Raw genomic sequence first — 26,607 nt, 5'->3', positions numbered from 1 at the left:
GAAGGGGTCCGTGGTTATTTGTTTCAAGGCCGCTTTGGTTCCTGTGTGCTCGACCAGCAGCACCTGCTGGCCGCAGGACGCTACGTGGAACGTAATCCAGTTGCGGCAGGCATGGTCGAGTCTCCTGTAGATCATAACTGGTCGAGCGCACGTTTCAATTGTGGTGTGGTCGAAGATGATCCGCTGGTACGAGAGCGAAGCTTACCTTCGATGGTCGATAATTGGATGAACTTTCTGGAAACAACAGATGGAGAACAAGACCTCAGGATTCAAAAAAGAACGAAAACCGGTCGTCCATTAGGTGGAGAACCGTTTATTAAGCATCTTGAAAAATTAACTGGACGGGCGTTGATGTTGAAAACAGCGGGGAGGCCACGAATTGATGAGTAATAAGTATTATGTCCCCGGAATAGATGCCCAGGATTCAAAAAAAGAACGAAAACCGGTCGTCCATTGGGTGGAGAACCGTTTGTTAAGCATCTTGAAAAATTAACTGGACAGGCGTTGATGTTGAAAACAGCGGGGAGGCCGCGAATTGATGAGTAATAGGTATTATGTCCCTGGAACAGATCCGTTTTCGGTTTGGGGTACGACCCCGGATCGGAGGCGGGCTGTTTGTGTTTGGTCCGTTGACAGTGAGCCGCTCAATCCAAAAGGGAAATTGACGAATTCCGCAGTTTCTGGAGTCATAAAATGAAAGAAATATTGAATCTGGCATTGGTGTTTTTCTTATCCTCCTACTGGCTGATCGTTCCGATCGTTTTTCTGGTTGTCATGCTTTTTTTGTTGGGAACACGAAAAACGAATAAAGGTCGATGGATGATTGCGACAGTCACTCTGATCGGTGTGGTTCTAATGGCGTGGTATGGCTTTGGGCGAGTTGCTTACTATGATTGGCAGGTCAAAAGACTGTGTGCGATTGATGGAGGGGTCAAGGTTTATGAGACGGTGCAGTTGCCTACGGAGAAATACAACAAATATGCAAATAAAAACTGGATATTACCTAACAAAGCCAAGGCTAAACCATCAGATGAATATTTTTATGAAAGGGAAATTGTTTATTATCACAGAGACAATCCTCAAGTTACGCGACAGCTTACTCGAATAATTAGGCGTAGTGATGGCAAGGTCCTGGGCGAATATATCCGTTATGGTCGAGGAGGCGGTGACTTACCTGGCCTTTGGGAAGGATCAAGTTTCTCATGCGCCGACATTGTTAGGCCGCCAAGTTTTGCAACATCAATATTTAAGGAGGGGAAATAATGAACACAATAACTGAATATTACCGTCAGTCTGAGCTTGCACTTGCATCATATTCGACTCTGTATTACGGAATATCTGACGATGCATACCTCGACGCTCTCAAACGTGGTGTCGATGGTATGTCCCAAACCCAAGCTGAGACTTTCGCCAGCAACTGGCGCGTTATCGATCAGCTCCCGAACACCGCCGAAGGGTTTTCGGCCACGGTGTTTCAAAGTATCGACGATAATAGCTATGTGCTGTCGATTCGTGGAACCGAAACCTCCACCATCAAGGATGGTCTGATTGACTGGTCGACTAATTTTGGTGACATCGGGGCTGATGGCATTGCTATCGCGCAAGCAATCGATTTGTTCAACTATTATCAACGGTTAACAGTCAGACAGGGCGAGGACCTTGTCCAATACGCCTATTCCCATGAAGAACTCAACTTGGCAGAGCCGGGGGGCGTTATCCCTGCATCAATCACTTACACGACCACAATAGCAACAGCAGATGGCGCATTGGCCGGTAAGCATGTGACAGTTACAGGTCATTCGCTGGGTGGGCACCTTGCTCTTATCATGAGCCGCTTAGCCCCAGACTTTGTGGATTCAGTCACGACGTTTAATGCTCCAGGGTTTGACCCGCTAACGAGTAGCGAGGATACAGAAGCGTTTTTTACTTTGCTTCGCAATGCTGAAACGGCAGCAACGGGAAGTTCTGATATTTTAACTGCTTGGGATGTTGACAATGTTGACAATATAAGCAACCTGAGCCTGGAAGGTGATATTGTTAGTGCGGTTGGAACAGTACCGGGAGAAACACAAACTGTGACAGGTGAAGATACCGATCCTTTTGGTGCTCATTCCATACAAGGTACAACCGACACTCTTGCCGTCTACAACCTGTTCTCGCAAGTCGACCCATCCCTGTCTATCGATGAGGTCACAGCCATTCTTAAAACGTCAGCCTATGAAGCCGACCACACCCTCGAATCAGCAGTAACAGCGTTGGGGGAATTGTTTGTCACCGATTTCACCCCGCGCACCGGGAGTGAATACGACACAGAGCGTGACGATCTGTACACTGATATCGACGCCATCTCAAGTGTATTGGAGAACACCTCCGGTCTGAGCATTGACGTTTTTTCCTCAACCGATACGGAAGGGAGCGTCACTCCTTTCTTCCCTTACGATATCGAAAGCAACGCTCGTACCGACATCGCCTACCGCTACGCCTTAGTCAATCTCAATCCTTTTGCAGTTGTTGGTGCGAATTATTCCGATTTTAACCAAAACCGTGAACTCGATATCTATGATCCAGCCACCGGGCAAGGGCAGTTAAGTAACATGTATCTGACGTATCGGGCGGAAATGCTTTATTTTTTGATCGAGAAGAACATCCATGACGGCTACAACGAATCGATCATTCATTTTGTTGATATGGGAAGTGGTGAAGAGGTCGTTCACGCTGATCCGATCATTGTCCCTCAAAAAAAGGTTGTGTTCGGCAGCAATCAGGGAGAGGTATTGGAAGGACAGAAGGCCTCTGAGATGCATCCCTACATTGGGGATAATTTCAATGATGCTCTTTTCGGCGGTGGTGGTAAGGATTCCCTGAATGGCTATGGCGGAGATGACTATATCGAGGGCGGCAAAGGTCGGGATACCCTGATAGGCGGCGCTGGAAATGACACTTACTACTATATCCCCGGCGACGGCGAAGACACGATCACAGATACTGAAATCTCCGATTCCGGTACCAACCACATTGTTGTCGGCGATTTGGATCTGAGCGAAACAACCATCGATTCTTATTATATGAACCCTTCTCAAACCCTTTATGTGTTCACCGACTTGCCCCATGGGCTCACCTACCAATGGAATACCATGGCCCAGACTGTTCTGATCATGGGTTCCGCCCTGGATGGGGCGGGGAGTACCAGTTCCGTTAATAGCATCACCATCAACGATATTAGCAGTTTGGATCAGCTTCTGGAACGGTTCGGGATTGCTATCCCCCTGCCCGTCGAGGGAGCGATATCGATTAATTCCAGCAACCCCTTTACGATGGAAGAACAAACCATCGCTGATTTGACTTCCTCGGTCTCTGAATGGGGCTCACAGAGTTTCTTCTTGTCATTGAATCAAGCCTTAAATAGCGGTGACCAGATTATTATTCAGGTTTCGGGTGATGTTGACTCAAGCCTGCTGAAAATTGTTACCGGCGACCTGATTCTTGATTTTGAGAATGGTCAAATTATCCTCGATGCGACAGACGGTCTGGCGCAGAAAGCCTTCAGCCTGCTGCAGCAAGGTGAACTCTCCGCTGACGGACAGATTTCCTTGACGGCGACAATTGTTACTATCGATGCTGAGGGGAATGAAATCCATACGCCCATTCTTAATGCCCTGAATATAGCCTTTGAAGATAATGGTTTTTCAACGACAGCTGGTGACGTACCAGAAACGACCACCGAAATCTTCGGCGATCCCCAGATTCACAGTGCCACTATTCAGCCTGGTGGCGAAGCCCAGGATTGGCATGTCGTCAAAGCCTACAATCATGTGTATAGCGAAGACGAAGACGGGAATCAGGTTCTTGATCATTACGATGTCGACTATTATCTTGTTGACGACAACGGCAATCCGACCGAGGGTGGCGAAGATGAGCATGATGATGTCAGGAATCTGTACGATACGGCCGATAATGACCACTTCATGAGCGGCGGTGGGGACGATGTTATTGTGCTGAATCAGGGGGGTGACGATTTTGTTGAAACTGGCAGTGGTGAAGATGTTGTCAATAACTATTCTGACGGCAACCATACCATCGACATGGGGGATGGTGATGACGATCTCTATACACTGAATGGCGATTCTGGGGATCTGACCGTTGATGGCGGCAATGGACGGGACTATCTTGGCGGTGGGTCCGGACAGGATATCATCGCCGGTGGTGAAGGGGCCGATTGGCTCTTTGGAGCCTCTGGAAATGATCTTATATACGGTGAAGAAGAGGTCGATATTTTAGAAAAGATAGAGCAAGGTGCGACTGAAACCTCTAGCGGTGAGCAGGGAGAGCTGGTTGATGCTGCAGAAGGGAATGACCAGGTCTTTACTGATGCGGGTGACGATTTTATTGCCGGTGGTGACGGCGATGATTTAATCGTATCTGGAGGTGGTGACGATTATATTTCCGGGGATCTGGATATATATACCCCCTACGGGTCTGATTGGAAAGATTGGGCAGTCATTGAAACTATTACGACAGAAGAGAATAACACTACATATAACTATTCCTTTTCCAATTTTAGTGGTGAAAGTATAGGAGGTGGAGACGATACGATCTATGCAGGTGCCGGTAACGATGTTGTCAAAGGTGGAAGTGGTGATGATACGATTTATCTTGAAAGTGGTAATGATAAAGGTTGGGGTGGATCTGGAGCTGACATTATTTTGGGAGGAATTGGTGATGACGTAATCATTGGGGACAGTTCCATCTCAGAATCCCTCCATGGAGATGATTTCCTTGATGGTGGTGACGGGAATGACACACTCCAAGGGGATGGCGGTTCGGATATCCTTTATGGTGGCATTGGTGATGACATTTTAGTCGGGGATGGTCTTGATCCCGTTGTCGGAGGAGATGATTATCTTAATGGTGAAGCTGGAAATGATACTCTTTTCGGTGGTGTTGGAAATGACATGCTTTTTGGCGATACCGGCGAAGATGAATTACAGGGCGGCGATGATAACGATATTCTTTATGGTCAAGACGGAAATGATCTTCTCTTTGGTGAAGCTGGGGATGATCTTCTCGATGGTGGTGATGGTGACGACCAACTAATCGGCGGGGAAGGGAATGACACGCTGTATGGAGGCGGTGAAAACGATCTTCTCATCGGTGACAACGGAGATGGAACAGGTACCGGAAGTGATTCTTTGTATGGTGGAGATGGTGATGATCAGCTTCAGGGTGGCGAGGGGAACGATACTCTCTACGGAGACGCGGACGATGATGTTCTTTTCGGCCAGGATGGCGATGATATTCTGAACGGTGGAACAGGGAACGATCAGCTTCTGGGCGGCGACGGTGATGATATCTTGATTGGCGGGGACGGTGATGATTTTCTGATGCCGGGTAATGGCAACGACATGATGGATGGCGGTGAGGGCGATGACACCTATTACTTTGCCCTCGGCAGTGGGGTCAAACACTTACAGGATAGCGGCGGTTATGATCGTCTGATTCTTCAGGGAGGAATCAGGTTGAACTCGATCATTTTTTCGCTGGGATCTTTAATGATCAGTTCCGGAGTTTCCGGGGACGAACTGCATCTGGATGGGGTGGATTATGACAACTTGGCAGAAACGTCCCCGATTGATGTGATTGAATTCTCGGATGGGCAAACGCTGACAACTGCCGAGGTGATTGAGGCTGTTGGTATCGATTATGCGACCACGGAAGATGCCGACACTGTCACCGGGACATCGGCGCGTGATAATATCGATGCCTTGGGTGGAGACGATGTGATCAATAGCGGTGGTGGCAATGACATCATCGATCTTGGTGATGGAGACGATAGCGCTGATGTCGGCGACGGAAACGACAGTGTTGTGGCCGGTGCTGGTGCTGATACGGTCATGGCTGGCGCTGGAGACGACACTATCAGCGGCGACGCTGGCGTAGACACCTTGTACGGCAATGAAGGGGGCGACCTGCTGTATGGCGGTGACGACAACGACAACCTGTTTGGCGGTGATGATAACGACCAGCTTTACGGCGAACTTGGTGACGATGTCCTTTCCGGTGACGCAGGTCATGATGTGCTGGATGGTGGTGCCGGTGGTGATGTCATGGCAGGCGGTACAGGTGACGACACTTACTATGTTGACAGTGCCACGGATTCAATAACAGAAGAAACTGAATCCGGGACCGACCTCGTCATCAGCGAAATCGATTATGTTCTTGGGGACAATCTGGAAAATCTGCAACTGGCCGAAGCTTCGACTGCTGCGAGCGCGACCGGAAACAGTCTCGATAACTGTCTCGAAGGGAACAGTCTGGACAATACCTTGTTAGGACTCGACGGAGCTGATGTGCTCTCCGGTGGTGCTGGCGCTGACATCCTGGATGGTGGAATTGGGGGAGATACGTTGATCGGCGGAGCCGGCGATGATCAATATTTTGTCGATGACGCCTTGGATAGTATCAGTGAAGATAGCGGCGCCGGAACCGATCTAGTTTCGGCCACGGTCAGCTACACATTGGCGGACAATGTTGAAAATCTTGTTCTTTATGGAGCCGCTGCCGTTTCAGGCTTCGGCAATATTCTGGCAAATAAGATTTATGGTAACGAGTTGGATAACACGTTATCCGGTGCCGGCGGCGCTGATGAACTGTACGGTGAAAGCGGTGATGACATCCTGATCGGTGGGTCAGGGGCCGACTATATGGTCGGTGGGACAGGTAACGATACTTACAGTGTCGATTATCAGAGTGATGTGGTCGTTGAAAATGCCGCTGAAGGTACCGATACCGTTAACAGCACAATCGATTACACCCTGCTGGAGAATGTTGAAAATCTGACCCTGATCGGTGATGCCGATATCTCAGGTAGCGGGAACGATTACGCCAATATTCTGGTCGGTAATGCTGGCAATAACCAATTGTCCGGTGCGGCCGGAAATGATGAACTTTACGGCGGTGACGGCGCTGATATTCTGAACGGTGGCATCGGGTCCGATACCCTGTACGGTGAAGGCGGGGATGACACCTATGTGATCGACAGCCTCGAAGATACCCTGGTTGAGATGGCAGATGAAGGCAACGATACGGTTGAAAGTTCGGTCAATTACACGTTGATTGACAATATTGAGAACCTGGTGTTAACGGGAAGCGCCGAAACTGCAACCGGAAATAATCTGGACAACAGGCTGACAGGCAATGACCTTAATAATACTCTGGATGGTGGCGCAGGGGCTGACATCCTGGCGGGTGGTTCAGGTGATGATACCTATCTGACGCAAACCGTTGGTGATCAGATCCTTGAAAATGACTATGCGGGATTTGATACGGAAATACGCTCCTACGAATCCAGCGAAAGCCTGGCGCAGAATGTCGAAGAATTGAGGCTGACCGCCGGAATTGTTCAGGGTGTCGGAAACGACCTGAACAACGTGCTGATCGGGAATGATGAAGACAATGTCTTGACGGGATTGGCTGGGGATGATGTCTTCGACGGAGGGGCGGGAGTGGATCTCCTTGCCGGAGGCAGTGGTAATGATACCTATATAGACGATGGTGAGGATGTCATCGTTGAATACGCTGACGAAGGAACGGATACCATCGAAAGTAACCACGATGTGGTCCTTGGCGATAATTTGGAAAATGTTACTTTGCGTGGAGATGCCACCGTCAACGCCACGGGCAATGCGCTTGATAACGTTCTGACCGGCAACAGCGCAAACAATATCCTTGATGGTGGCCTGGGTGGCGATTGGATGGCAGGTGGTGCGGGCGATGATAGCTATTATACCGATTCCGAAGCCGACACTATTGATGAAAATGTTGACAGCGGTGTTGACACAGAAATACGAAGTCACGAAACACTTTACCTTCTTGATGACAACGTTGAAAACCTGATCTTGGCTGGCACCGTTTATCGTGGCAATGGCAATGACCTCGACAACCTGATTCAGGGCAATGCTGCCGACAATAATTTATGGGGCCGGGAAGGCAACGATATCCTGTATGGCAACGCCGGCGACGACCAGCTCATTGGTGCAGAAGGTAACGATGAACTGGTTGGTGGAATCGGAGACGATCTGCTGAGTGGCGGAATCGGGAACGATACCCTGTATGGTGGTGATGGCGCAGATCAGCTGGCCGGTGGCGCTGGGACCAATCTATTGCGTGGCGGTCTTGGTGACGATACCTATGTCTATGGAGCAGATGGTGGCTTGACCACGATTGACAACAGCGATGGTGGTACCGACTGGCTGATCTTTACCGATGACCTGACCTCAGACAGACTGGATTTTATCCGTTCTGCTGATGACCTGATCGTGCGAATTGATGAAAATTCCGAGACGCAAGTGGTTATTTCAAACTGGTTTCTGGGCGGAGATTATCAAATCGATTATATTCAACCGGCCAATGCCAGTGGCATCAGTGCCTGGACGATCAATCGAATGTTCCCGCCTGAAAATCCTGAAGCGGATGGGATAGTAACGCCGGACAGTAGCTCCTTTGACATGCTGTGGTATGGCACGCAGACCGGTGAACAGCTGGTTGGAACGGATGGTGCCGACTTGATTCGAACTTATGAGGGCGAAGACTCTCTGTTCGGGTTGGCCGGTGATGACTGGTTGCTTGGCGGCTCGGACACCGATTATCTGGAAGGCGGTGACGGGAACGATGTTCTTTACGGCGGTGAAGGTAATGACCAGCTTGGCGGCGGCGCTGGAAATGATACTCTGATTGGCGGAACCGGAAACGACATTTATGTCTATGGCGAAGGCAACGGTGCCGACACCATTAATAACAGTGGCGGCGGTGTGGATTGGCTGCTCTTTACCGATGGAGTGACCAGTGATCGCTTGACCTATCTGCAAAATGGGGATGACTTGATCATTCGGGTGGATGGCGACGAAACGACACAAATCACTGTCACCGATTGGTTTACCGGGAGTGATTACCAGATTGCCTATATTCAGCCGGACGGTGAAAATGGCATTCCGGCAGCGCAGATCGAAACACTGCTTTCGGGAGGCACTACGGATTTTGATACGGTTGTTGAGGGAACAGCCGCTGCCGAGCAATTGGTAGGATCAGCAGGAAAAGATCAACTCAATGGCTATGCTGGCGATGATCAGCTGTTTGGTCTGGACGGTGCCGATGAGTTGAATGCCGGCGATGGCGCGGATTACCTTGATGGCGGTGCCGGAGACGACATTCAGTCGGGCGGAGCCGGTGATGACCAGCTCGGCGGCGATGCCGGTAACGATACGTTGATCGGTGGGACCGGTGACGATATCTACGTCTATCGTTCCGGCAGTGGCGCCGATACCATCGACAACAGTGATGGTGGCACCGACTGGCTGATTTTTAACGATGATATTACCAGCGATCGCCTGACCTACCTGCAATCCGGGGATGACCTGATCATCCGTATCGACGATGCTGCAACCAGCCAGGTAACAATAAAAGGCTGGTTTGTCTCCTCTGATAATCAACTTTCCTATGTTCAGCCCTCTGGAGAGAGTGCTATTACGGCTGTCGAGATCAATGACCTGTTTGCGTCATCCGGCGATGGCGGAGACAGTGAAATCCCTTCCGAAAGTGACTTTGACAGTGTTGTAACCGGAACGGACTCAGCAGAGCAAGTCGTTGGGACATCTGGAGCCGATCTGTTGCAAGCATTGGCCGGTGATGACCAGCTCTTCGGGCTTTCAGGAGACGATTGGCTGGTTGCCGGAGACGGTGCCGATTATCTCGATGGCGGGGCTGGCGATGATGTTCAGCTTGGCAAAGCGGGTAACGATCAACTCGGCGGCGATGCAGGGAATGATACTCTGATCGGTGGCGCTGGCGATGATATCTATGTCTATCGTCCTGGCAGCGGTGCGGACACCATCGACAACAGCGATGGTGGAACCGACTGGCTGATCTTTACCGACGACATTACAGCGGATCGACTCAGCTATCATCGTGCCGGTGATGACCTGCAGGTCAAGGTTGATGGCAATGAAACAACAATGGTTACAGTAAAGCATTGGTTTGACGGCGATGACTTTAAACTCTCCTATATCCAACCCTCGGGAGAGTATGGAATTTCAGCCGCCTCGATAGAAAGCATGTTATCGACAAGTCCTGACAGCGGATTTAAGGCTCTGCTGACCGGAACAGACGGTGGTGATACTTTGACCGGCAGTTCCACCGCCGATCAGTTGCACGGCTATGATGGCGATGATCAACTCTCTGGTCTGGCCGGTAATGATCAACTTAGCGGTGACGATGGTAACGACACCCTGTATGGCGGCAGCGGCGATGACAGTTATTTGTTCAATCTCGGTGATGGTAGTGACATTATTTCTGATGAATCGGGCAACGACAGCATCGTCTTCGGGGATGAAGTTACGGCCAATGGTTTCGCTTTCCTCAAAACCGGCGGCACCCTGCAAATTGGTTACGGTCTTGATGACCAAATCACCATGGATAGCTACAGCGATTCAGCCACCGGTAACCGGATCGAGGAAATTGTCCTCAATGACGGCAGTACGATGACCGATGCTGATATCAACCAGCTGATCCAGGAAATGAGCGCCTATGCAAGCACTGAAGGTATTTCTCTGGACAGTCTTGATAACGTGCGCAATAACGAGGAGTTGATGACGATGATCGCTGATAGCTGGCAGGCGGCGTAAATTACTGGTGAACTTTTAACGCTGAGACGGAGAGGGCGCGGAGTCTGGAGAGGTATAATCTGTTTTTCAGGTTTATGTGAAAAATTTGCGTTTTCCCAGCGTCTCAGCGTCTCAGCGTTGAAAAAGTGAATTGATTTGATTTCGTTATAGTGTGGAGGGGGAAGACTTTGTTTTATTCTTTGAGAAGAACAGGGTTGTTTGTCCTGTTTCTAATAACCTGTTCAGTTTCATCGGTAGCGGCAATCGAAACGCTGTCGTTTCAGGCAGTTCTGGCCTCTGGACTGGAAAATAGTTTCGATAGCCGGATTAACGCGGAGAATATCAATGCTTCCAGAGCTGCAGTGATTGAAGCAAAAGCGGATTACTATCCTCAGTTATCCCTACGCTTCGGCCAGGCATATGTTCATGTTTACGATGAATATAGTTCCGTCGCTTCCGTTGGTGATACGGTTTATTCTGACTCTATCTCAAAATATAAACACTCTTTGTCTTTTTATGCTCAATACAATCTTTTTGATTTTGGCCGCCGTAAGCTTGGTGTGAACTATGCGAAGCAGCAGGTTAATATCGCTGAAAGTCAAAATGACCAGTCCCGGTTTGAAAACTCCCAAAGCCTGCTTGCCCTTTATGTCAAAGCTTTGAAACTGCAAAAGCAGATTGCTGTTCAACAAAACATCCTTAACGGTCGAAAAAGAATTTTTAACCTGATACAACAACTTCTGGTCGCTGGAAAGTATGGCCATCAGGATGTTGGTGATGCCGCTATTATGCTTGCTCAAAGCGTGTCACATCTGGACCAGCTACGGGTCGATCTACAGTCAATACTGGATAACATCTCCTTTTACACCCGTAGATTCTATGCTGCTGAGAAAATCCATCTTGCTGATTTTGAGGTTTCTGCAAGCATTGGAGACACCGCTATTCTCACAGATAAACTCCCTGAACTCAGGATTTTGGAAGAACAAATTGCAAGAAAAGAGACCGAACTAGCTATCGCAAGACGTGAATTATTTCCACGACTGACTCTTACTGGGAGTTACGGTATGTATGGGAGCAATGATAACAGCTACTCTGATTCGCTTGAGCAGATGAGTCAACGGGATGCCAACGTGACCCTCTCCTTGGTGATGCCGATATTCGATGGCTTTGCAGCAAAGGCAAAAAAACAGCGACTTCAGCATGAGATGTTGCGCTTAAAGGTTGAAAAAGAGAAGACTTTGGCTGATCTGGGCAATAGGGTGAGCGCTGCACAGAGATCATTCTGTTCACTACAACATCTAAACATAGAGCGTTCCCAGCAGAAACGACAAATTGTTCAGCAGGTCGATGATTTCAACCGTTTATCCCAGCAAAAACTGACCGATCAGGTGACCTTCGTCCAACGGATGATTGAGCTCGAACAACATCATTTAGAAAATGATTTACAGGAGGTTGATTCAGCCGCTGCTGCAACTCTTCTTACCCTTTTGCAGGGGGCTTCATCATGAATAGCGCGCTGATTGCTTTTGATGTGGTTGCCCGAATCAATCGGATTGATGTCGATATTCGCGCAATTGACCGTGAGTTCAGCCTGCAGGAGATCGTTACCCCTGAAGAGTTGTTGCGGATTGCGCAAAAATACGATTTCAAGGCAAAACTGAAAAAAAAACCGGTTAAAAAACTGACCGAATCCTATCCTCTGCCAGCCATAGCCGTTGGTGCCGCTGGTCTCTATGCCGTGTTGTTGAAGAGTGACAAAGAGACCGACAAATGTCTGCTGTTCGATCCGGTGGAGAAGCAAACTGTTGAAAAAACCATTGAAGAGGTTGAAGCTGAGTTTGAGCAGTTCATCATCCTGAAGCACAAGAAAATCAATTCGCAAGTGGTCTTCGGTTTTAGTTGGTTTCTTCAGGAAATTATCAAATTCAAGCGGATTATTGGTGAAGTTCTCCTTGGTTCATTTGTGGTCCAGTTGTTTGGTCTGGTCACGCCACTGTTCACCCAGGTGATCCTCGATAAAGTCATTGTCCATCACAGTCTGACGACCCTTGACGTCCTAGCTGTGGCTTTTCTGGCTATCGCTGTTTTTGAGCTGTTGTTGAATGTCGCCCGTAACTACATATTCATCCATACCGCCCACAAGCTGGATGCCAAACTCGGCGCCAAACTGTTCAAGCATCTGCTGGCTTTGCCTTTCCGCTATTTTGAGGCGCGTAAAGTTGGTAATATCGCCGCCCGGGTCAGGGAGCTGGATACGATCCGCGAGTTCATCACCAACAAGGCGGTCAGTGTGATTATCGACCTGTTCTTTTCGCTGGTCTTTGTTGCAGTGATGCTGCTCTACAGCGTCAAATTGACCCTGATCGTCCTCGGTTTTGTCGCGGTGATCGCCTTGCTCTATCTGATTATTACCCCGGAACTGCGGCGGCGGCTGGAGAGTAAGTTCCAGATGGCTGCTTCCTCTAACTCCTATCTGGTTGAATCGGTGACCGGGGTGCAGACGGTCAAGTCGCTGGCGGTGGAAGGGACGATGCAGAACCGCTGGGAAGATCATCTGGGACGCTATGTCAGCTCCAGCTTCAATCTGGCCAACATGTCGAATATTTCTGGAGCGGTTTCCGGAACTTTGCGCCGGTTGATGACGATCTCGGTCCTCTACCTTGGCGTCAAAGCGGTTCTGCAGGGTGATCTGACCATCGGGCAATTGATTGCTTTTCAGATGTTCTCTGGCCAGTTTGTCGGTCCGGTTCTACGTCTGGTTAACCTGTGGAATGAATTCCAGCAGGCGTTGCTGTCGGTGGATCGGATCGGAGATATCCTCAATCATCCCCAGGAAGTGACGACGGAAAAAGCGATTACTCTGCCGCAGTTGCAAGGGACGCTGAAACTGGACAATGTGTCGTTTAAATATTCTCCTTCCGGGCCCATGGTTCTAGATGGCGTTTCGGTGATGATCAAACCGGGGATGAGTGTCGGGATTGTCGGTCGCAGCGGCAGCGGCAAGAGTACTCTGGCAAAATTGCTGCAACGACTCTATATCCCCAGCGAGGGAGCCATCTACATTGATGAGATTGATGCCCGCCACCTGAATCCGTTCTGGTTGCGTTTCAATATCGGGGTTGTATTGCAGGAGAATTACCTGTTTAGCGGTACTATCCGTGACAATATCGCCTTGCCGAAACCGGATGCGCCGATGGAGCTGATCCTGCAAGCGGCACAAGTTGCCGGTGCTCACGAGTTTATTTCGCAACTTCCAGAGGGCTATGATACCGAAGTCAGTGAACGCGGTTCTTCGCTGTCGGGTGGGCAGCGGCAGAGGGTTGCCATTGCTCGGGCGCTAATCACCAACCCTCGCTTGTTGATCTTTGATGAAGCAACCTCGGCACTTGACTATGAGTCGGAAAAGATTATCCAACAGAACATGCTGGCAATCAAAAAAGGGCGGACAACCATCCTCATTGCCCATCGTCTGGCAACCATAAGGGATTGTGACCTGATTCTGGTTCTCGAAAAAGGAAAACTGGTGGAATCTGGAAGTCATGAGCAATTGTTGCAGCAACACGGCTATTACCATAATCTTTCGACTCAACAGAATTGATGACGTCGCAAAAAGTCCGCCCTGCGGTGTTGCAACGCTTTTTCAGGACCTCGACAGACTTGTGTATGCCTTCGACCCTGAAAAATCGCCGCGCCTTGCCGGTCGAAAATTTTGCTTAGCCATCTCGATTTTATAGTGTGAGGCACCTATGTTCAAAATCAAGCCATCAGATGATCGTCATGAATTCAAACCGCTTCTGGTCGAAATAGAAGAGCGTCCTCTCAATCCACTGGGGCGGGCGGTATTTTGGATTGTTATTGCCGCAATTCTCTTTACCTGCCTGTGGATGTTCTTCGGCGAAGTTGATGTCGTTGTCACTGCCCGTGGCAAGGTCATCCCAAGCGGCGAAGTTAAAACAATCCAGCCGCTCAACAGCGGGGTGGTTCGTAGCATTTTGGTCCAGCCTGGCGATCATGTTGAAAAGGGGCAGGTCTTACTGGAAATTGACCCTTCCGATGTCGATCCCGAATTAGTATCGTTAAAGGCTGACTTAAAGCAGGTTAAGCTCGAAGCCCTGCGGATTTCTGCTTTATTGGAACACCGCCCTTTTGGTGTGACTGAAGAAAGTTTTGATGCCAAAAACCTCTCTGTACAAAAAGCGATCTATCTGGCTGAAAAGAAGGGACTTGAACAGCAGGTACAGGCCAGGATGGAGGTTTTGACGCAACTTGATGAACAATTGGCGGTGCTGGAAAGTTCCACGAAACAGGCTGAGTATATAACGGGTATTTTGCGGGAACGTCTGAGACGGTTAGAGCAGGTCAGAGATATCATCAGTCGTGATGAATATGAGCAGACGGAAAGTGAGTTGCGCCAAAACGAGGCTGAGCAGACAGGAATGATTCATCAGCGCGCTGAAATTGTTGCCCGTAAGCAGCAGACTCGGCAGGAGATTGCTTTTCTGAAAGAAGACAATCGTAGCCAGTTGCTGGCGGAATTAGCTGAAAAGCAGCAGCGCCAACTCTATTTGAGTGCCCAGATTAAACAAACCGAGTTTCGCAGTTTACGCCAGCAAATCAAGTCCCCGGTCGATGGTTATGTTTCTCGGCTGCTGTTCCATACGATCGGTGGGGTCGTCACTCCGGCAGAAAAGCTTGCCTATGTTGTCCCGGAAAATACCCGATTGTTAATTAAGGCAACGTTACTCAGCAAAGATGCCGGCTTTGTCACTGAGGACATGGATGCATCGATCAAAGTCGACACCTTCAATTTCCAGAAGTACGGAACTATCGATGGCAAGGTCATTCAGGTGGCCAAAGACAGTATTGAAGATGAACATCTGGGGCTGGTTTATGAAATTTATATTGCTCCAGAGAAAAACACCTTGCTCGTTGATGGAGTGAAGACAAAACTCTCTGCAGGGATGAGTGTCAGCGCCGAAATTAAGGTCGGGAAACGCCGCATCATTGAATTTTTTATCTACCCACTGATCAAATATTTGGATGAAGGGATCAGTGTCAAGTGACTTTTTTCTCTTCTAATATTTCCTGTCCCGTGAAAAAAATGATAATCTATTCAGATTATTAGTCTGAGTTATCTAAAATAAACCCTTCTCCTTCTATTGATGGATAAATATGTCTAAAAACACACCTGAAACTATCTATTTGAAAGATTATAAAACTCCAGCCTATCTGCTTGATCAGGTTGAACTCGATTTTCATCTCTACGATTCTGCAACGCGAGTTTCTTCCGTGTTGCACTTGTCCCTGAATCCTGATCGAGGGGGCGTTTTGGAGCCTCTGGTCTTGGACGGAGAGCAGCTGCAATTGCTTGAAGTGAAGCTGGATGGCAATGTTCTGGCGACCGACCAATATTGTCAAAGCGATGTGAGCTTGGCGATTCCGAAGGTGCCAGAGACGTTCACTCTGGAGATCACAACGGAGATTGACCCTCTTAATAATACCGCTCTGGAGGGGCTCTATCTGACCAGTGGAAATTTTTGCACCCAATGCGAAGCGCAAGGGTTTCGGCGCATCACCTACTATCCCGATCGTCCCGATGTCCTTGCCAAGTTTCGCGTCCGTATCGAGGCGGATAAGCAATATTCTGTCTTGCTCAGTAATGGAAATCTTCTGGAACAAGGTGATTTAGCCGCTGGTCGTCACTATGCGGTATGGGAAGACCCTTTCCGTAAACCCTGCTATCTGTTTGCTCTAGTCGCGGGCGATCTGGTCTGTCTTGAAGATCATTACACAACCGCTTCAGGTCGTGATGTGCTGTTGCAAATTTATGTTGAAGAGCGCAACAGTAACTACTGCGATCACGCCATGTTATCGCTGAAAAAATCAATGCAGTGGGATGAGGAGACCTTTGGCCTTGAGTATGATCTCGACCGCTTTATGATCGTCGCCGTTGATGATTTCAACATGGGGGCGATGGAGAATAAAGGGTTGAATATTTTCAACTCTAAATATGTATTAGCCCACCCCGATACGGCAACAGACAACGATTATCTGGGGGTTGAGTCGGTCATCGGTCACGAATATTTCCATAACTGGACCGGTAATCGGGTGACCTGCCGAGACTGGTTTCAGTTGAGCTTGAAAGAAGGTTTAACAGTCTTTCGCGATCAACAATTTTCTGCTGATATGAACTCTGCCGCAGTCAAACGCATTGATGATGTGCGCATTCTGCGCCAGTTTCAATTTCCTGAAGATGCTGGTCCCATGGCCCATCCGGTGCGCCCTGCTGCGTACCAGGAAATCAATAACTTTTATACGACGACCATTTACAACAAAGGTGCAGAAGTTATCCGCATGATGCAGACCCTGATCGGTGAGGAAAAATTCATTGCCGGGGTGCAACTGTATCTGCAGCGCCACGATGGTTCAGCGGTCACCTGTGATGATTTTGTCAAGGCGATGGAAGATGCTGGCGATATTGATTTGACGACCTTCAAACGTTGGTATTCGCAGGCGGGGACCCCGCAGGTACGGATTGAACAAAGTTACGATGCCGCGCAACAAACTTTGACCCTGAAAATTTCACAAGAATGTGCAGCCACGCCAGGTCAGCCGCAAAAAGAGCCATTTCACATCCCTGTTGCCATCGGTTTTCTTGATGCGACGGGCAGAGATATGCCATTGCGATTACGGGGCGAAGCAAAGCTTGCGGCAACCACCCGAATCCTGGAATTGACGCAGTCGGTTCAGGAGTTTACTTTTGTTGCCGTCGATCAGCAGCCAATCCTGTCGCCTTTGCGAGGTTTCTCTGCTCCAGTGCGGCTGCATTGTGATGTCAGCGATACTGATCTGGCATTTCGGATGGCCCATGACAGCGATTCTTTCAATCGCTGGGAAGCCGGGCAGACTCTTGCGTTGCATGAATTATTACGGATGTACGACGACCATCGCCAAGGACAAAGCTTTGCGCTACAACCGATCTTTGTTGACGCCTGGAAAGAGGCATTAACGGATCGTCAGGTCGATAAGAGTTTGCTGACACAGTTACTGACTTTACCGAGCGAACAATATCTGGCTGACCATCTACAGGGCTATGATCCGCAGATCATCAGAGAGGTGCGGGATCAGGCGATTATCCAGTTGGCACAAAGTGCAGAACCTTTGCTGTTGCAATGTTATCAGCAATGTTTTGTCACCGATACAGACTATTCCCTTGCTCCGGCTCAAGTGGGGCAAAGGAGCTTTGCCAATTTCTGCCTTGATATGTTGATGGCCCTCAACGGGCAAGAAATTCAGCAGTTGTGTTTGCAACAATACCGTAGCGCAACCAATATGACTGATCGTTTGGCAGCGTTTGCCGCTTTAGTTGACAGTTCGGCGGCTGAGCGTCAGGCGATCATTGATGATTTTTATCAGCAATGGCAGCAACACCCGTTACTGCTGGATAAATGGTTTAGTCTTCAGGCTTTATCTCATCGTCCCGATACCTTTTCGGTGGTCAGAGATTTATTGCAACATCCGGCTTTCACTCTGAAAAATCCGAACCGCGTCAGGGCTTTGTTGGGAGCTTTTTATCAGAATCTGTCGGCTTTTCATCGTGCCGACGGTGCTGGATATCAGTTGTTGATAGAGCAAATTATGCAACTTGATCAACGTAATCCACAGGTTGCTGCCCGGATGGCGGCTCCGTTAACACGTTGGAAAAGTTTGGAATCTGGGCGGCGTGAGCTGCTAAAAGCAGTGCTCGTCCGGTTACAGCAGTTGGAGTTGTCTCGTGACCTCTATGAGATTATCAATAAGAGTTTAAGTTAAAGGATTGGAGTAAAAAAGTGAGTAAGTATACGGTGATTGGGTGTGGCGATATCGGTTTTCGAGTGTCCAAGGAACTGCTTCAACAAGGCCATCAAGTCCAAGCCACAATCCATTATGAAGAGGGAACTAAGGTTCCTCAGTCAGTTGGTATTGAGACAATTATTGCTAATTTTGACTACCGTGAGGATGTTCCGGATTTACCTCTGCATGGACATAAGCTCTTTTATTTTATGCCTCCTCAAGGGGGAGGCTCAAGTGATTACAGGATGCTCAATTTTTGTCAGCAACTAACACCGGATAATTCCCCCAGCAAGATTGTCTATATGAGTACCAGCGGTGTTTATGGTGATTGTGGCGATACTTTGGTCACTGAGGAGACGCCGGTAAATCCGCAGACTAGCCGGGCCAAAAGACGGGTCAGTGCTGAACAGCAGTTACAGGAACAGGCTGAAAAACTGGGTTTTGAGCTGGTTATCCTCCGGGTGACGGGGATTTACGGTCCTGGGCGATTGCCATTATCTCAGTTGAAAAAAGGGCATGAAGTGTTAAGACCGGAAGATGCACCAAGGACCAATCGCATTCACAGTCTGGATCTGGTGCAAATCTGTCTGGCAGCTATGGAGAGGGGGAAGGGTGGTGATATCTTCAATGTCTGCGACGGTGAAGAAAGTAGTATGAGTCACTATTTTATGGCTGTCGCTGAGATGTATCAGCTGCCGCAACCGAAACAACTGAGCTGGAGTGAGGCAGAGAAGGGGATGAATCCTTTAACCTTTTCGTTTTTAAAAGAGTCACGGCGGATGTCCAACCGTAAACTCATTGAGACTCTGGGGGTTGAGCTTAAGTACCCGACTCTGGAAAAAGGTTTATTCGCCTGTAGGACAATTTCATAATGAACGCCGCTGCCTCTGTCATCGTCAAGCCTATCGCTGGTTTTACCCGTGGTTTCAGTTATCCGTTGCGTGCCTTTAAGTTTTTTCGCCGAAAGCCCAGCTTGTTAAAGTATCTGGCGATCCCTTTCTTTGTGAATTTATTGGTGTTTACAGTGACTGTGTATTTCGGCCTGGATTTTTTTCAAGGACTTCTGGAGGCTTATGCCCCGAGCACTGACGTTTGGTATGGAATCTTTCTTTATTATCTGGCGTGGACATTTGGATTGTTGATGACAATTGTTGTTGTGTTCTTTTCCTTCACGGTTATTGGTAATTTGATTGCCTCTCCATTTAATGAACTCCTCTCGGAACGGACCGAGGGGGTGATCATCGGGGTGCATGATGACACCCCTTTCAGTCTGGGGCGATTCCTGAAAGAATCTAAGGATGCCATGCTGGTGGAAATGAAAAAAATGCTGGTATTAGTCCTTTGTATGGTGTTGCTCTTTGGGATCAACTTTATCCCGGTGATAGGCTCGGTGTTATATGCGATTCTTGCCCCTGCGTTCACTCTGTTTTTTCTGGCTGTTGAATATATGGCTTTTGTGCTAATGCGTAAGCAATTGAGTTTCGCTGAGCAACGTCGCTATATATTCCGGCATCCGGTTTTAATGCTGGGTTATGCGTGCGGGGTTTTTTGTATGCTGGCAATCCCTTTTATTCAGTTTTTTTGTATCCCTTTGGCCGTGGTCGGGGCGACGTTGCTGTGGTGTGATTTTCCTCCAGATGATGCTCCGGTTTGATTTTGTCGGTGATGGATAAATAAATAATCGAATTAATATCAGGACATCGTTGATGGCTGAACTGAATTAGTCTAAACTACGCCGCAATTTCAACGTGATTGAACTCTGTCCATGTTTTGCTGAACCCAGGGAGGCTTCAGTTTGATAAGTAAAGCCGGAAAAACAAAATTCCAAATTGATTTGCGTCGCCATTTACGGGAGAACTACGTTAATGAAAACTTGACGCATTTAATTTGTGAGATCGCTGAAGCATCCAAATATATTATCCACTCTATCAGTACTGGTGATCTGGGTGTTGCCGGGACTTCAAATCTTTACGGTGAACAACAGTTGGCGCTCGATGTCCTGGCTGATCGTATCTTGCGTAAACGGCTTGAACATTCTCGCGTTGTTGCCAACATGATGTCGGAAGAGATGGATGAAATTATCCCTGTCTCACCTGATTGTGATGGTAAATATTCTGTTGCTTTTGACCCGTTGGACGGCTCATCGCTGGTTGATGTCAATCTGGCTGTCGGCACTATTGTCTCAATTTTTGAAGGTTGTGATCTGTTGCAGCCTGGACGTCGACAAGTTGCTGCTGTCTATATCCTCTATGGGCCTCGTACCACGCTCGTCTATAGCGTTGGCAAGGGCGTTCATGAGTTTGGTATGAACATGCTCAGAGAATATACTTTATTGAAGGAAAATCTGACCCTGCAACCGCAAGGGAATCTTTACTCACCGGGGGGACAGAGAAATCTTTATACTCCAGGAGTTGAAGGATTTGTCTCCAAACTGGAAGGTCGCGGAGTTAAGCTGCGTTATAGTGGTGGTTTTGTCCCTGATATCAATCAAATCCTGCTAAAAGGGCAGGGGATCTTCATTTATCCGCATTTGCAAGGTCATCCTTTAGGGAAGTTACGTCTCTTGTTTGAATTGAGCCCGATGGCGTTTTTGATTGAACAAGCGGGTGGTGCCGCCTCTGACGGGCACAGGCCCATCCTTGATTTACAGCCAAAACAGATCCACGAACGCTCTCCAGTGTTCATCGGCTGTAAAGATGATGTCGCCATGGCTGAGGATTTCATCCGTCGACTGGAAAATGATCAAGGTTCAGAGCTTGAAGTAGACGTTAAATCTTAATAACTGCGATTATTTTTGTCTGATTTTTGTGGAGCTGCAAAGTAGGGGGGGGGGATATGCAGCCGGTACCTGTCGTTCTGTTTGCAACGGTTGTTGGGTTGTTCCTAGCACCGATTTATACTGTTCCCACTCTTCCGGGCTGGTTGCTCGTGTTTTGTTTGGGCTTTGGTTCCTTGCTGTTGCGGCAACACTGCAGGGTTACAGCGGCGTTGTTGTTCCTGTGTTTTTTTCTCGTTTCAAACCTCCATTACCATGACCAGTTTCCGGTCCGCCACGATGTTATCGCTATTGACGCTTTAGCTCAAAAAGTTGAAATAACCGGGGAGTTGACGGACCTCAGACAGCTAACCGAAGGGCGGAGTTGGGTTGAAGTCCTGATCCATTCGGTTGCACTGAAGGGGGAGTCTCTGCCGTTAGCATCCCCCCTGCGGGTCAGACTTTATCTGGATGAGGGGACTGATCAGTTGTTGCCGGGCGATATTGTCAGTTGTCAAAGTCGTCTGCGCAAGCCTCGTCTGTTTGGGACCCCAGGTGAGTTTAATTGGCCGCGATATTTGACCAGTCAACATGTTGATATGACCGGTTGGGTAAAAAATATCGATCGGATGACAGTTTTGGAGCGGCTCAACCGCTTTCCCGGTCGCACTGTGGTGCAGTGGCGCAGTCGGGTTGCTGCAACGATACAAAGCTTGATGCCAGAAGATCGAGCCTATCTGGTCCGGGCCTTGGTTCTAGGCGAGGGGCGGGTTATCCCTGCGAATATCCGCAAAACCCTCGCCAGTAGTGGCATCAGCCATTTGTTTGCTATTTCCGGCTTACACCTGGGGATGATTGCGTTACTGGGATATCAACTCTTGTTGAGCATCTACCGGCGCTTTCCACGCTTGATGAATTGGAACCCCCCTCAACGGGTCATCCCCCTGGTTTTATTACCTCTGTTGCTTTTCTATTTGCTCCTGACCGGCGACGCCGTTTCCACCCGTCGTGCCTTTGCGTTGGCGTCTTTGGGGGCTATCTTTGTGTGTTGGCGATATTACGTTCGTCCACTGTCGCTGCTGGCCTCTCTGGCTTTCATCTCACTGCTGGTGAATCCGCTCCTTTTCTGGCAAGCCGGGTGGCAACTCTCTTTTGCGGGGGCCGCAGGTATTCTCCTTTGGCAACCGCTGTGGCAGAAACTGGGGAATAACCGGATCTCTCTTATCCGCTATCCAGTGCAACTGTTTTTTGTGACATCTGCAGCAATGCTAGCGACGCTACCGTTGGTGTTGTTGAACTTTCATCTGTTTTCATTTGTCGGCGTTTTTGCCAATCTTATTTGTGTCCCGTTGATCACGTTGTTGGCATTGCCTGTCGGTTTTCTGGGATTGTTGTTCTACCCTGTTTTTCTGCCGTTGACCGAGACTCTTTTCCTGGTATGCGGGTTCTTGCTAGAATTTGTCTTGTTATTAGCTCAATCCCTTTCTGCTCTGCCTGGTATGGGCGGGAGCTACTGGTTTCTTTCTTTCTGGCAGTATCTCGCTGTTGCCACCTTGGTTCTACCGTTGCTCGTTTTCCCGCAATTGACCCGGTCAATGATGTCTCGACTCGCCCCTATCTGTTTTTTGGCTGCCATTTTATTGTGGCAATTTCCCCTGCCTCAGACGGAGCCAATTTCACTCACCATGTTTAGTGTCGGCCAAGGGGAATCTATGTTGTTGAGGAATAATGCTGGGCAGTCTATATTGATTGATGGTGGCGGTTTCTACAGCGACCGTTTTGATGTAGGAGAGCGGCTCTTGGCTCCAGCTCTTGGAGCGCTTGGCATTGCTGAATTTATGGCTGTGGTTCTGACCCACGATGATTTAGATCATCGTAAGGGCCTCATATTTGTTTTGAATCATTTCCCGGTGCGAGAATTCTGGACTGGAATACCGATTGCTGAACTCCATGACAGTCTGCAGAAAGCACTGTTGGATAATCAGATAACAGTCAAGATTGTCCCTACTGGGTGGAGTCGAGTTCCGGCATGGTCAGTCGGGACTTTAGACGTATATAATGGTTCGACCGTGGGAAGCAGCAAGAATGATTCTTCATTGGTATTACAGGTGAATATCAATAAGCGTGACGGTGTGTTGTTGACGGGTGATCTTGGGCAAGAGGGGGTCTTGAAGTTGTTGGACGAAGGGCTTACGGCTCCAGTGTCTCTTTTGAAGCTACCGCATCACGGCAGTCAGTTTTCCGCAACGGATCGTTTGGTAGACCATTTGATGCCTCAATTCTGTCTGGTATCAGTTGGCTATCAGAACCGCTATCACTTGCCGGCCGCTCAGGTGGTTCATTATCTTCGGGATAAGGATATCCCTCTCTATCGAACCGATTTATCCGGTTCCCTTCAAGCCTCGCTCACTGAAAACGGATGGCAAGTCAAGCATTTGAATCAAGGGTTTTTCGTTGACAATAAGCCATAGATTTTGTTAGAAACTCTCTATTATAGGAGACTTATGACTTCCGCCCAATCAAATGTTCTTATTGTTGATGATGAGCTTTTCTTTCGCAAACTATATCAAGATCTGTTGCTGGAAGAAGGGTATCGAGTTGATATTTGTGATAATGGTGATGATGCGATTGCCTTGTTGCAGCAGAGACAAGTCGATGTTGTTCTGACCGATATGGTTATGCCCGGCAGCAGTGGCCTCGATGTCCTTCGCGTTGCTAAAGCTCTATCGAATCCACCTGATGTCATCTTGGTGACAGGGCACGCCAGTCTTGAGTCGGCGATCGATGCGTTGAAGAGTGGTGCGCGCGACTATCTGGTGAAACCGTTTAATCCTGAAGAACTAAAACATGTGGTGCGCAACTGTTTGGATCAACGGGAATTATTGACAGAGAATGACCATTTAAAAAGACAAATCCAGCTTTTCCAGACCGGGCAAACCTTATCAACGGTTATTGATCTAGACCTTTTAATCCCACAGGCCCTGGATGTTTTGATGCGTGAGATGACCGCAACTGTCGGTTGCGCTTTTTCACTTAAAGATGGGGTGACTCCGGTTGTTTCGACCGTGAAAAATATTCCTGTTGAGTTCGCTGAAAAATTGGTCAATGTGTTGTTGTCGCAAATGGATAAGTTGTCTGGCTTGGGACAACCCGGCGAAGAGTTTGAAGTTAAATTGACGAAGTTACAGTACAGTCGCAAACAGATTTGGATGCTCCCTCTGTGTGATGGGACGGTGTTGAAGGGCGGAATTGTTTTATGTGATGTCCCTGACCCTCTTGTTAAGCACGCCTCTTTTGGCGATCTGCGTTACTTGTGTGATCAAATTGTCCTCGGGTACGCAAATGCATGCCGTTATCAAGATGCACAGGAACTGATGTACACCGACGATCTGACGGGACTCTATAACCATCGTTATATGCAAATTTCATTGAATCGTGAAATTAAGCGGGCTCATCGTTACGGCTTGAAATTTTCTCTGCTGTTTTTGGATCTCGATCGCTTCAAAGAGATCAATGATGCCTATGGCCATCTGGCTGGGAGCGCTGCGCTGCAGGAAGTCGGCTCCCTTTTGGTTGATTGCGTTCGTGATGTCGATACGCTGTTCCGCTTTGGTGGAGATGAATTTGCCGCGATCCTGGTCGAGACCGACGACACCACGGCAAGAATTGTGGCTGAAAGAATCCGTAAAGTGATAGAAGAGCATGCTTTTCTGCAAGACCGCGAGAGTCCAAGTTATGTCACAGTGACCGCTGGCTTTGCGACTTTCCCGACCGATTCTACAGATAAAGAAAAGCTTCTGGATCTGGCCGACCGCGCCATGTACGTCGGCAAGACAACGCGAAATGTTATTTGTGGCGTTAATGATATCCCGGATGATGAACGTTAGATAAGTTTGTCACCCACCTGTTTGTGTCAATTTTTACCCCAAAGACCTGTCGATGTTTCTAAAATAATATGCCATAAATGGTACTTTGACTCTTTCGGATCGACTCAAAATAGGGTATCTTCTTGCGTCTGTAGTGGATTTATCCGTTCAGACAACACAATGATGAAAGAAAAGGTACGTATTGTGAGTATTACTGCAATAAAAGGGATGAATGACATCCTCCCAGGTGAAGTTGAAACCTGGCAATTTTTAGAACAAAGCGCCCGTGAAGTTTTTAGTCTTTATGGCTTTTCCGAAATTCGGACACCCATCCCTGAAAAAACCGAGCTTTTTTGTCGCTCTATCGGTGAAACCACTGATATCGTTGAAAAGGAAATGTATACTTTTAGTGATAAAAGCGAAAATTCGTTGACCTTACGCCCGGAAGGGACCGCGCCAGTGATGCGGGCTTTTATCCAGAACCGTTTGAATAACCTTGACCCTGTTTCTAAGCTTTATTATATGGGGCCGATGTTTCGTTACGAACGACCACAAAAAGGTCGTTATCGTCAGTTTCATCAGCTTGGAGTTGAAGTCGTTGGGGTTGAAGATGCAAAAATCGATGCTCAAGTCCTGGCGATGTTACACCAATATTTTGTCCGCATCGGCATTACTTCTGTCTCGTTGCAAGTTAATTCACTCGGCTGTCCTCAATGTCGTCCTGGGTATCGTCAGGCATTGATCACCTACCTTGAAACACGCTTGGATATGTTGTGTGGCGAGTGTCAACGTCGCTATCAGACCAACCCACTGCGTGTCCTCGATTGTAAAGTTCCCGGCTGTCAGACTGCGACTGCAGATGCCCCTTCTGTGCTTGATCATTTGTGCCCATCTTGTCATGATCATTTTGGTCAAGTGAAAAAGTATCTGCAAGCACTGGAAATTCCATTTGTTGTGAATGCCCGTATGGTTCGAGGGTTGGATTATTACGTGCGGACGACTTTCGAGCTGGTGACAGATCAGTTGGGTTCGCAGAATGCTGTTGCTGCTGGAGGCCGATATGATGGCTTGGTTGAAAGTTTAGGTGGTCCAGCGCTCCCAGGAATTGGTTTTGCCGTCGGACTCGAGCGCTTAGTCTTGATGAAGGGTGATCAGCAGGTCGCTCCAGCAGCGCCGCAACTCTTTATTGCCGCGATGGGTCAAGAGGCTTCTGAGCAGGCATTTGTGCTGATGTCCCAATTACAAGCTGCTGGAGTGCGAACGGAGATGGATTATCTCGGGAAAAGTCTCAAAGCACAGATGCGCCGGGCGAACAAGTTGAATGCTGAGTATACCCTTATCCTCGGTGAAGAAGAGTTGCAGTCAGGTCAAGCGCAGCTTAAAAATATGTCTGACAGTAGCCAGACAACGGTTATGTTGGAAAGTTTAGTCGCCACTTTGTTGGAAAAACTTGGTTAAACTCGCCAGTTCTTCTTGACCTTCATCGGTGGCAGGACTA

12 protein-coding genes and 1 pseudogene are annotated in these 26,607 nt (G+C 48.4%); all 13 read left to right on the top strand.

All coding sequences use genetic code 11. The features are described from left to right. Positions 1-390: pseudogene (locus BLU87_RS17375) on the top strand (transposase); the annotation flags it as partial. 303 nt (positions 391-693) lie between these two features. After that, on the top strand, positions 694-1,263 hold the full coding sequence (locus tag BLU87_RS16535) for a hypothetical protein (protein ID WP_092350891.1): 570 nt from the start codon (positions 694-696) through the stop codon (positions 1,261-1,263). Beyond that, the gene (locus BLU87_RS16530; RefSeq protein ID WP_092350889.1) at positions 1,263-10,676 is read left to right on the top strand and encodes a hypothetical protein; all 9,414 of its coding nucleotides are present in this window, start codon (positions 1,263-1,265) and stop codon (positions 10,674-10,676) included. The genes BLU87_RS16535 and BLU87_RS16530 overlap by 1 nt, the downstream gene beginning before the upstream one ends. 167 nt (positions 10,677-10,843) lie before the next feature. After that, positions 10,844-12,163 (top strand): TolC family protein, encoded by a 1,320-nt coding sequence (locus tag BLU87_RS16525; RefSeq protein WP_139167603.1) that lies wholly within the window; start codon positions 10,844-10,846, stop codon positions 12,161-12,163. After that, entirely contained in the window at positions 12,160-14,253 is a 2,094-nt protein-coding gene (locus tag BLU87_RS16520; protein WP_092350885.1) for a peptidase domain-containing ABC transporter, read from the top strand. Before BLU87_RS16525 ends, BLU87_RS16520 begins: the two co-directional genes overlap by 4 nt. A 148-nt stretch (positions 14,254-14,401) precedes the next feature. Continuing rightward, positions 14,402-15,718, top strand: coding sequence for an HlyD family type I secretion periplasmic adaptor subunit (locus tag BLU87_RS16515; protein WP_092350883.1), 1,317 nt, complete (start codon positions 14,402-14,404; stop codon positions 15,716-15,718). 109 nt (positions 15,719-15,827) lie between these two features. Continuing rightward, positions 15,828-18,467, top strand: coding sequence for an aminopeptidase N (pepN, locus tag BLU87_RS16510; protein WP_092350881.1), 2,640 nt, complete (start codon positions 15,828-15,830; stop codon positions 18,465-18,467). Positions 18,468-18,484: 17 nt separating this feature from the next. Continuing rightward, a complete protein-coding gene (locus BLU87_RS16505) occupies positions 18,485-19,360 on the top strand; it encodes an NAD-dependent epimerase/dehydratase family protein (protein ID WP_092350879.1) in 876 nt (291 codons plus the stop codon). Then, on the top strand, positions 19,360-20,142 hold the full coding sequence (locus tag BLU87_RS16500) for an EI24 domain-containing protein (protein ID WP_092350877.1): 783 nt from the start codon (positions 19,360-19,362) through the stop codon (positions 20,140-20,142). Before BLU87_RS16505 ends, BLU87_RS16500 begins: the two co-directional genes overlap by 1 nt. A gap of 141 nt (positions 20,143-20,283) precedes the next feature. After that, positions 20,284-21,267 carry a class 1 fructose-bisphosphatase gene (locus BLU87_RS16495; protein ID WP_092350875.1) on the top strand — a complete coding sequence of 328 codons (984 nt, stop codon included), beginning with the start codon at positions 20,284-20,286 and terminating at the stop codon, positions 21,265-21,267. 56 nt (positions 21,268-21,323) lie between these two features. Beyond that, positions 21,324-23,714: a DNA internalization-related competence protein ComEC/Rec2 gene (locus BLU87_RS16490; RefSeq protein ID WP_092350873.1), complete on the top strand. Its 2,391-nt coding sequence runs from the start codon at positions 21,324-21,326 to the stop codon at positions 23,712-23,714. Positions 23,715-23,747: 33 nt separating this feature from the next. After that, positions 23,748-25,130 (top strand): GGDEF domain-containing response regulator, encoded by a 1,383-nt coding sequence (locus BLU87_RS16485; RefSeq protein ID WP_092350871.1) that lies wholly within the window; start codon positions 23,748-23,750, stop codon positions 25,128-25,130. 162 nt (positions 25,131-25,292) lie between these two features. After that, positions 25,293-26,567 carry a histidine--tRNA ligase gene (gene hisS, locus BLU87_RS16480; protein WP_175498440.1) on the top strand — a complete coding sequence of 425 codons (1,275 nt, stop codon included), beginning with the start codon at positions 25,293-25,295 and terminating at the stop codon, positions 26,565-26,567. Positions 26,568-26,607: the final 40 nt, after the last annotated feature.

Source organism: Desulfuromusa kysingii, assembly GCF_900107645.1.
GTDB lineage: Bacteria > Desulfobacterota > Desulfuromonadia > Desulfuromonadales > Geopsychrobacteraceae > Desulfuromusa > Desulfuromusa kysingii.
Note: the sequence above shows the minus strand (reverse complement) of the source record. Positions and strands in the feature narration are given on the sequence as shown.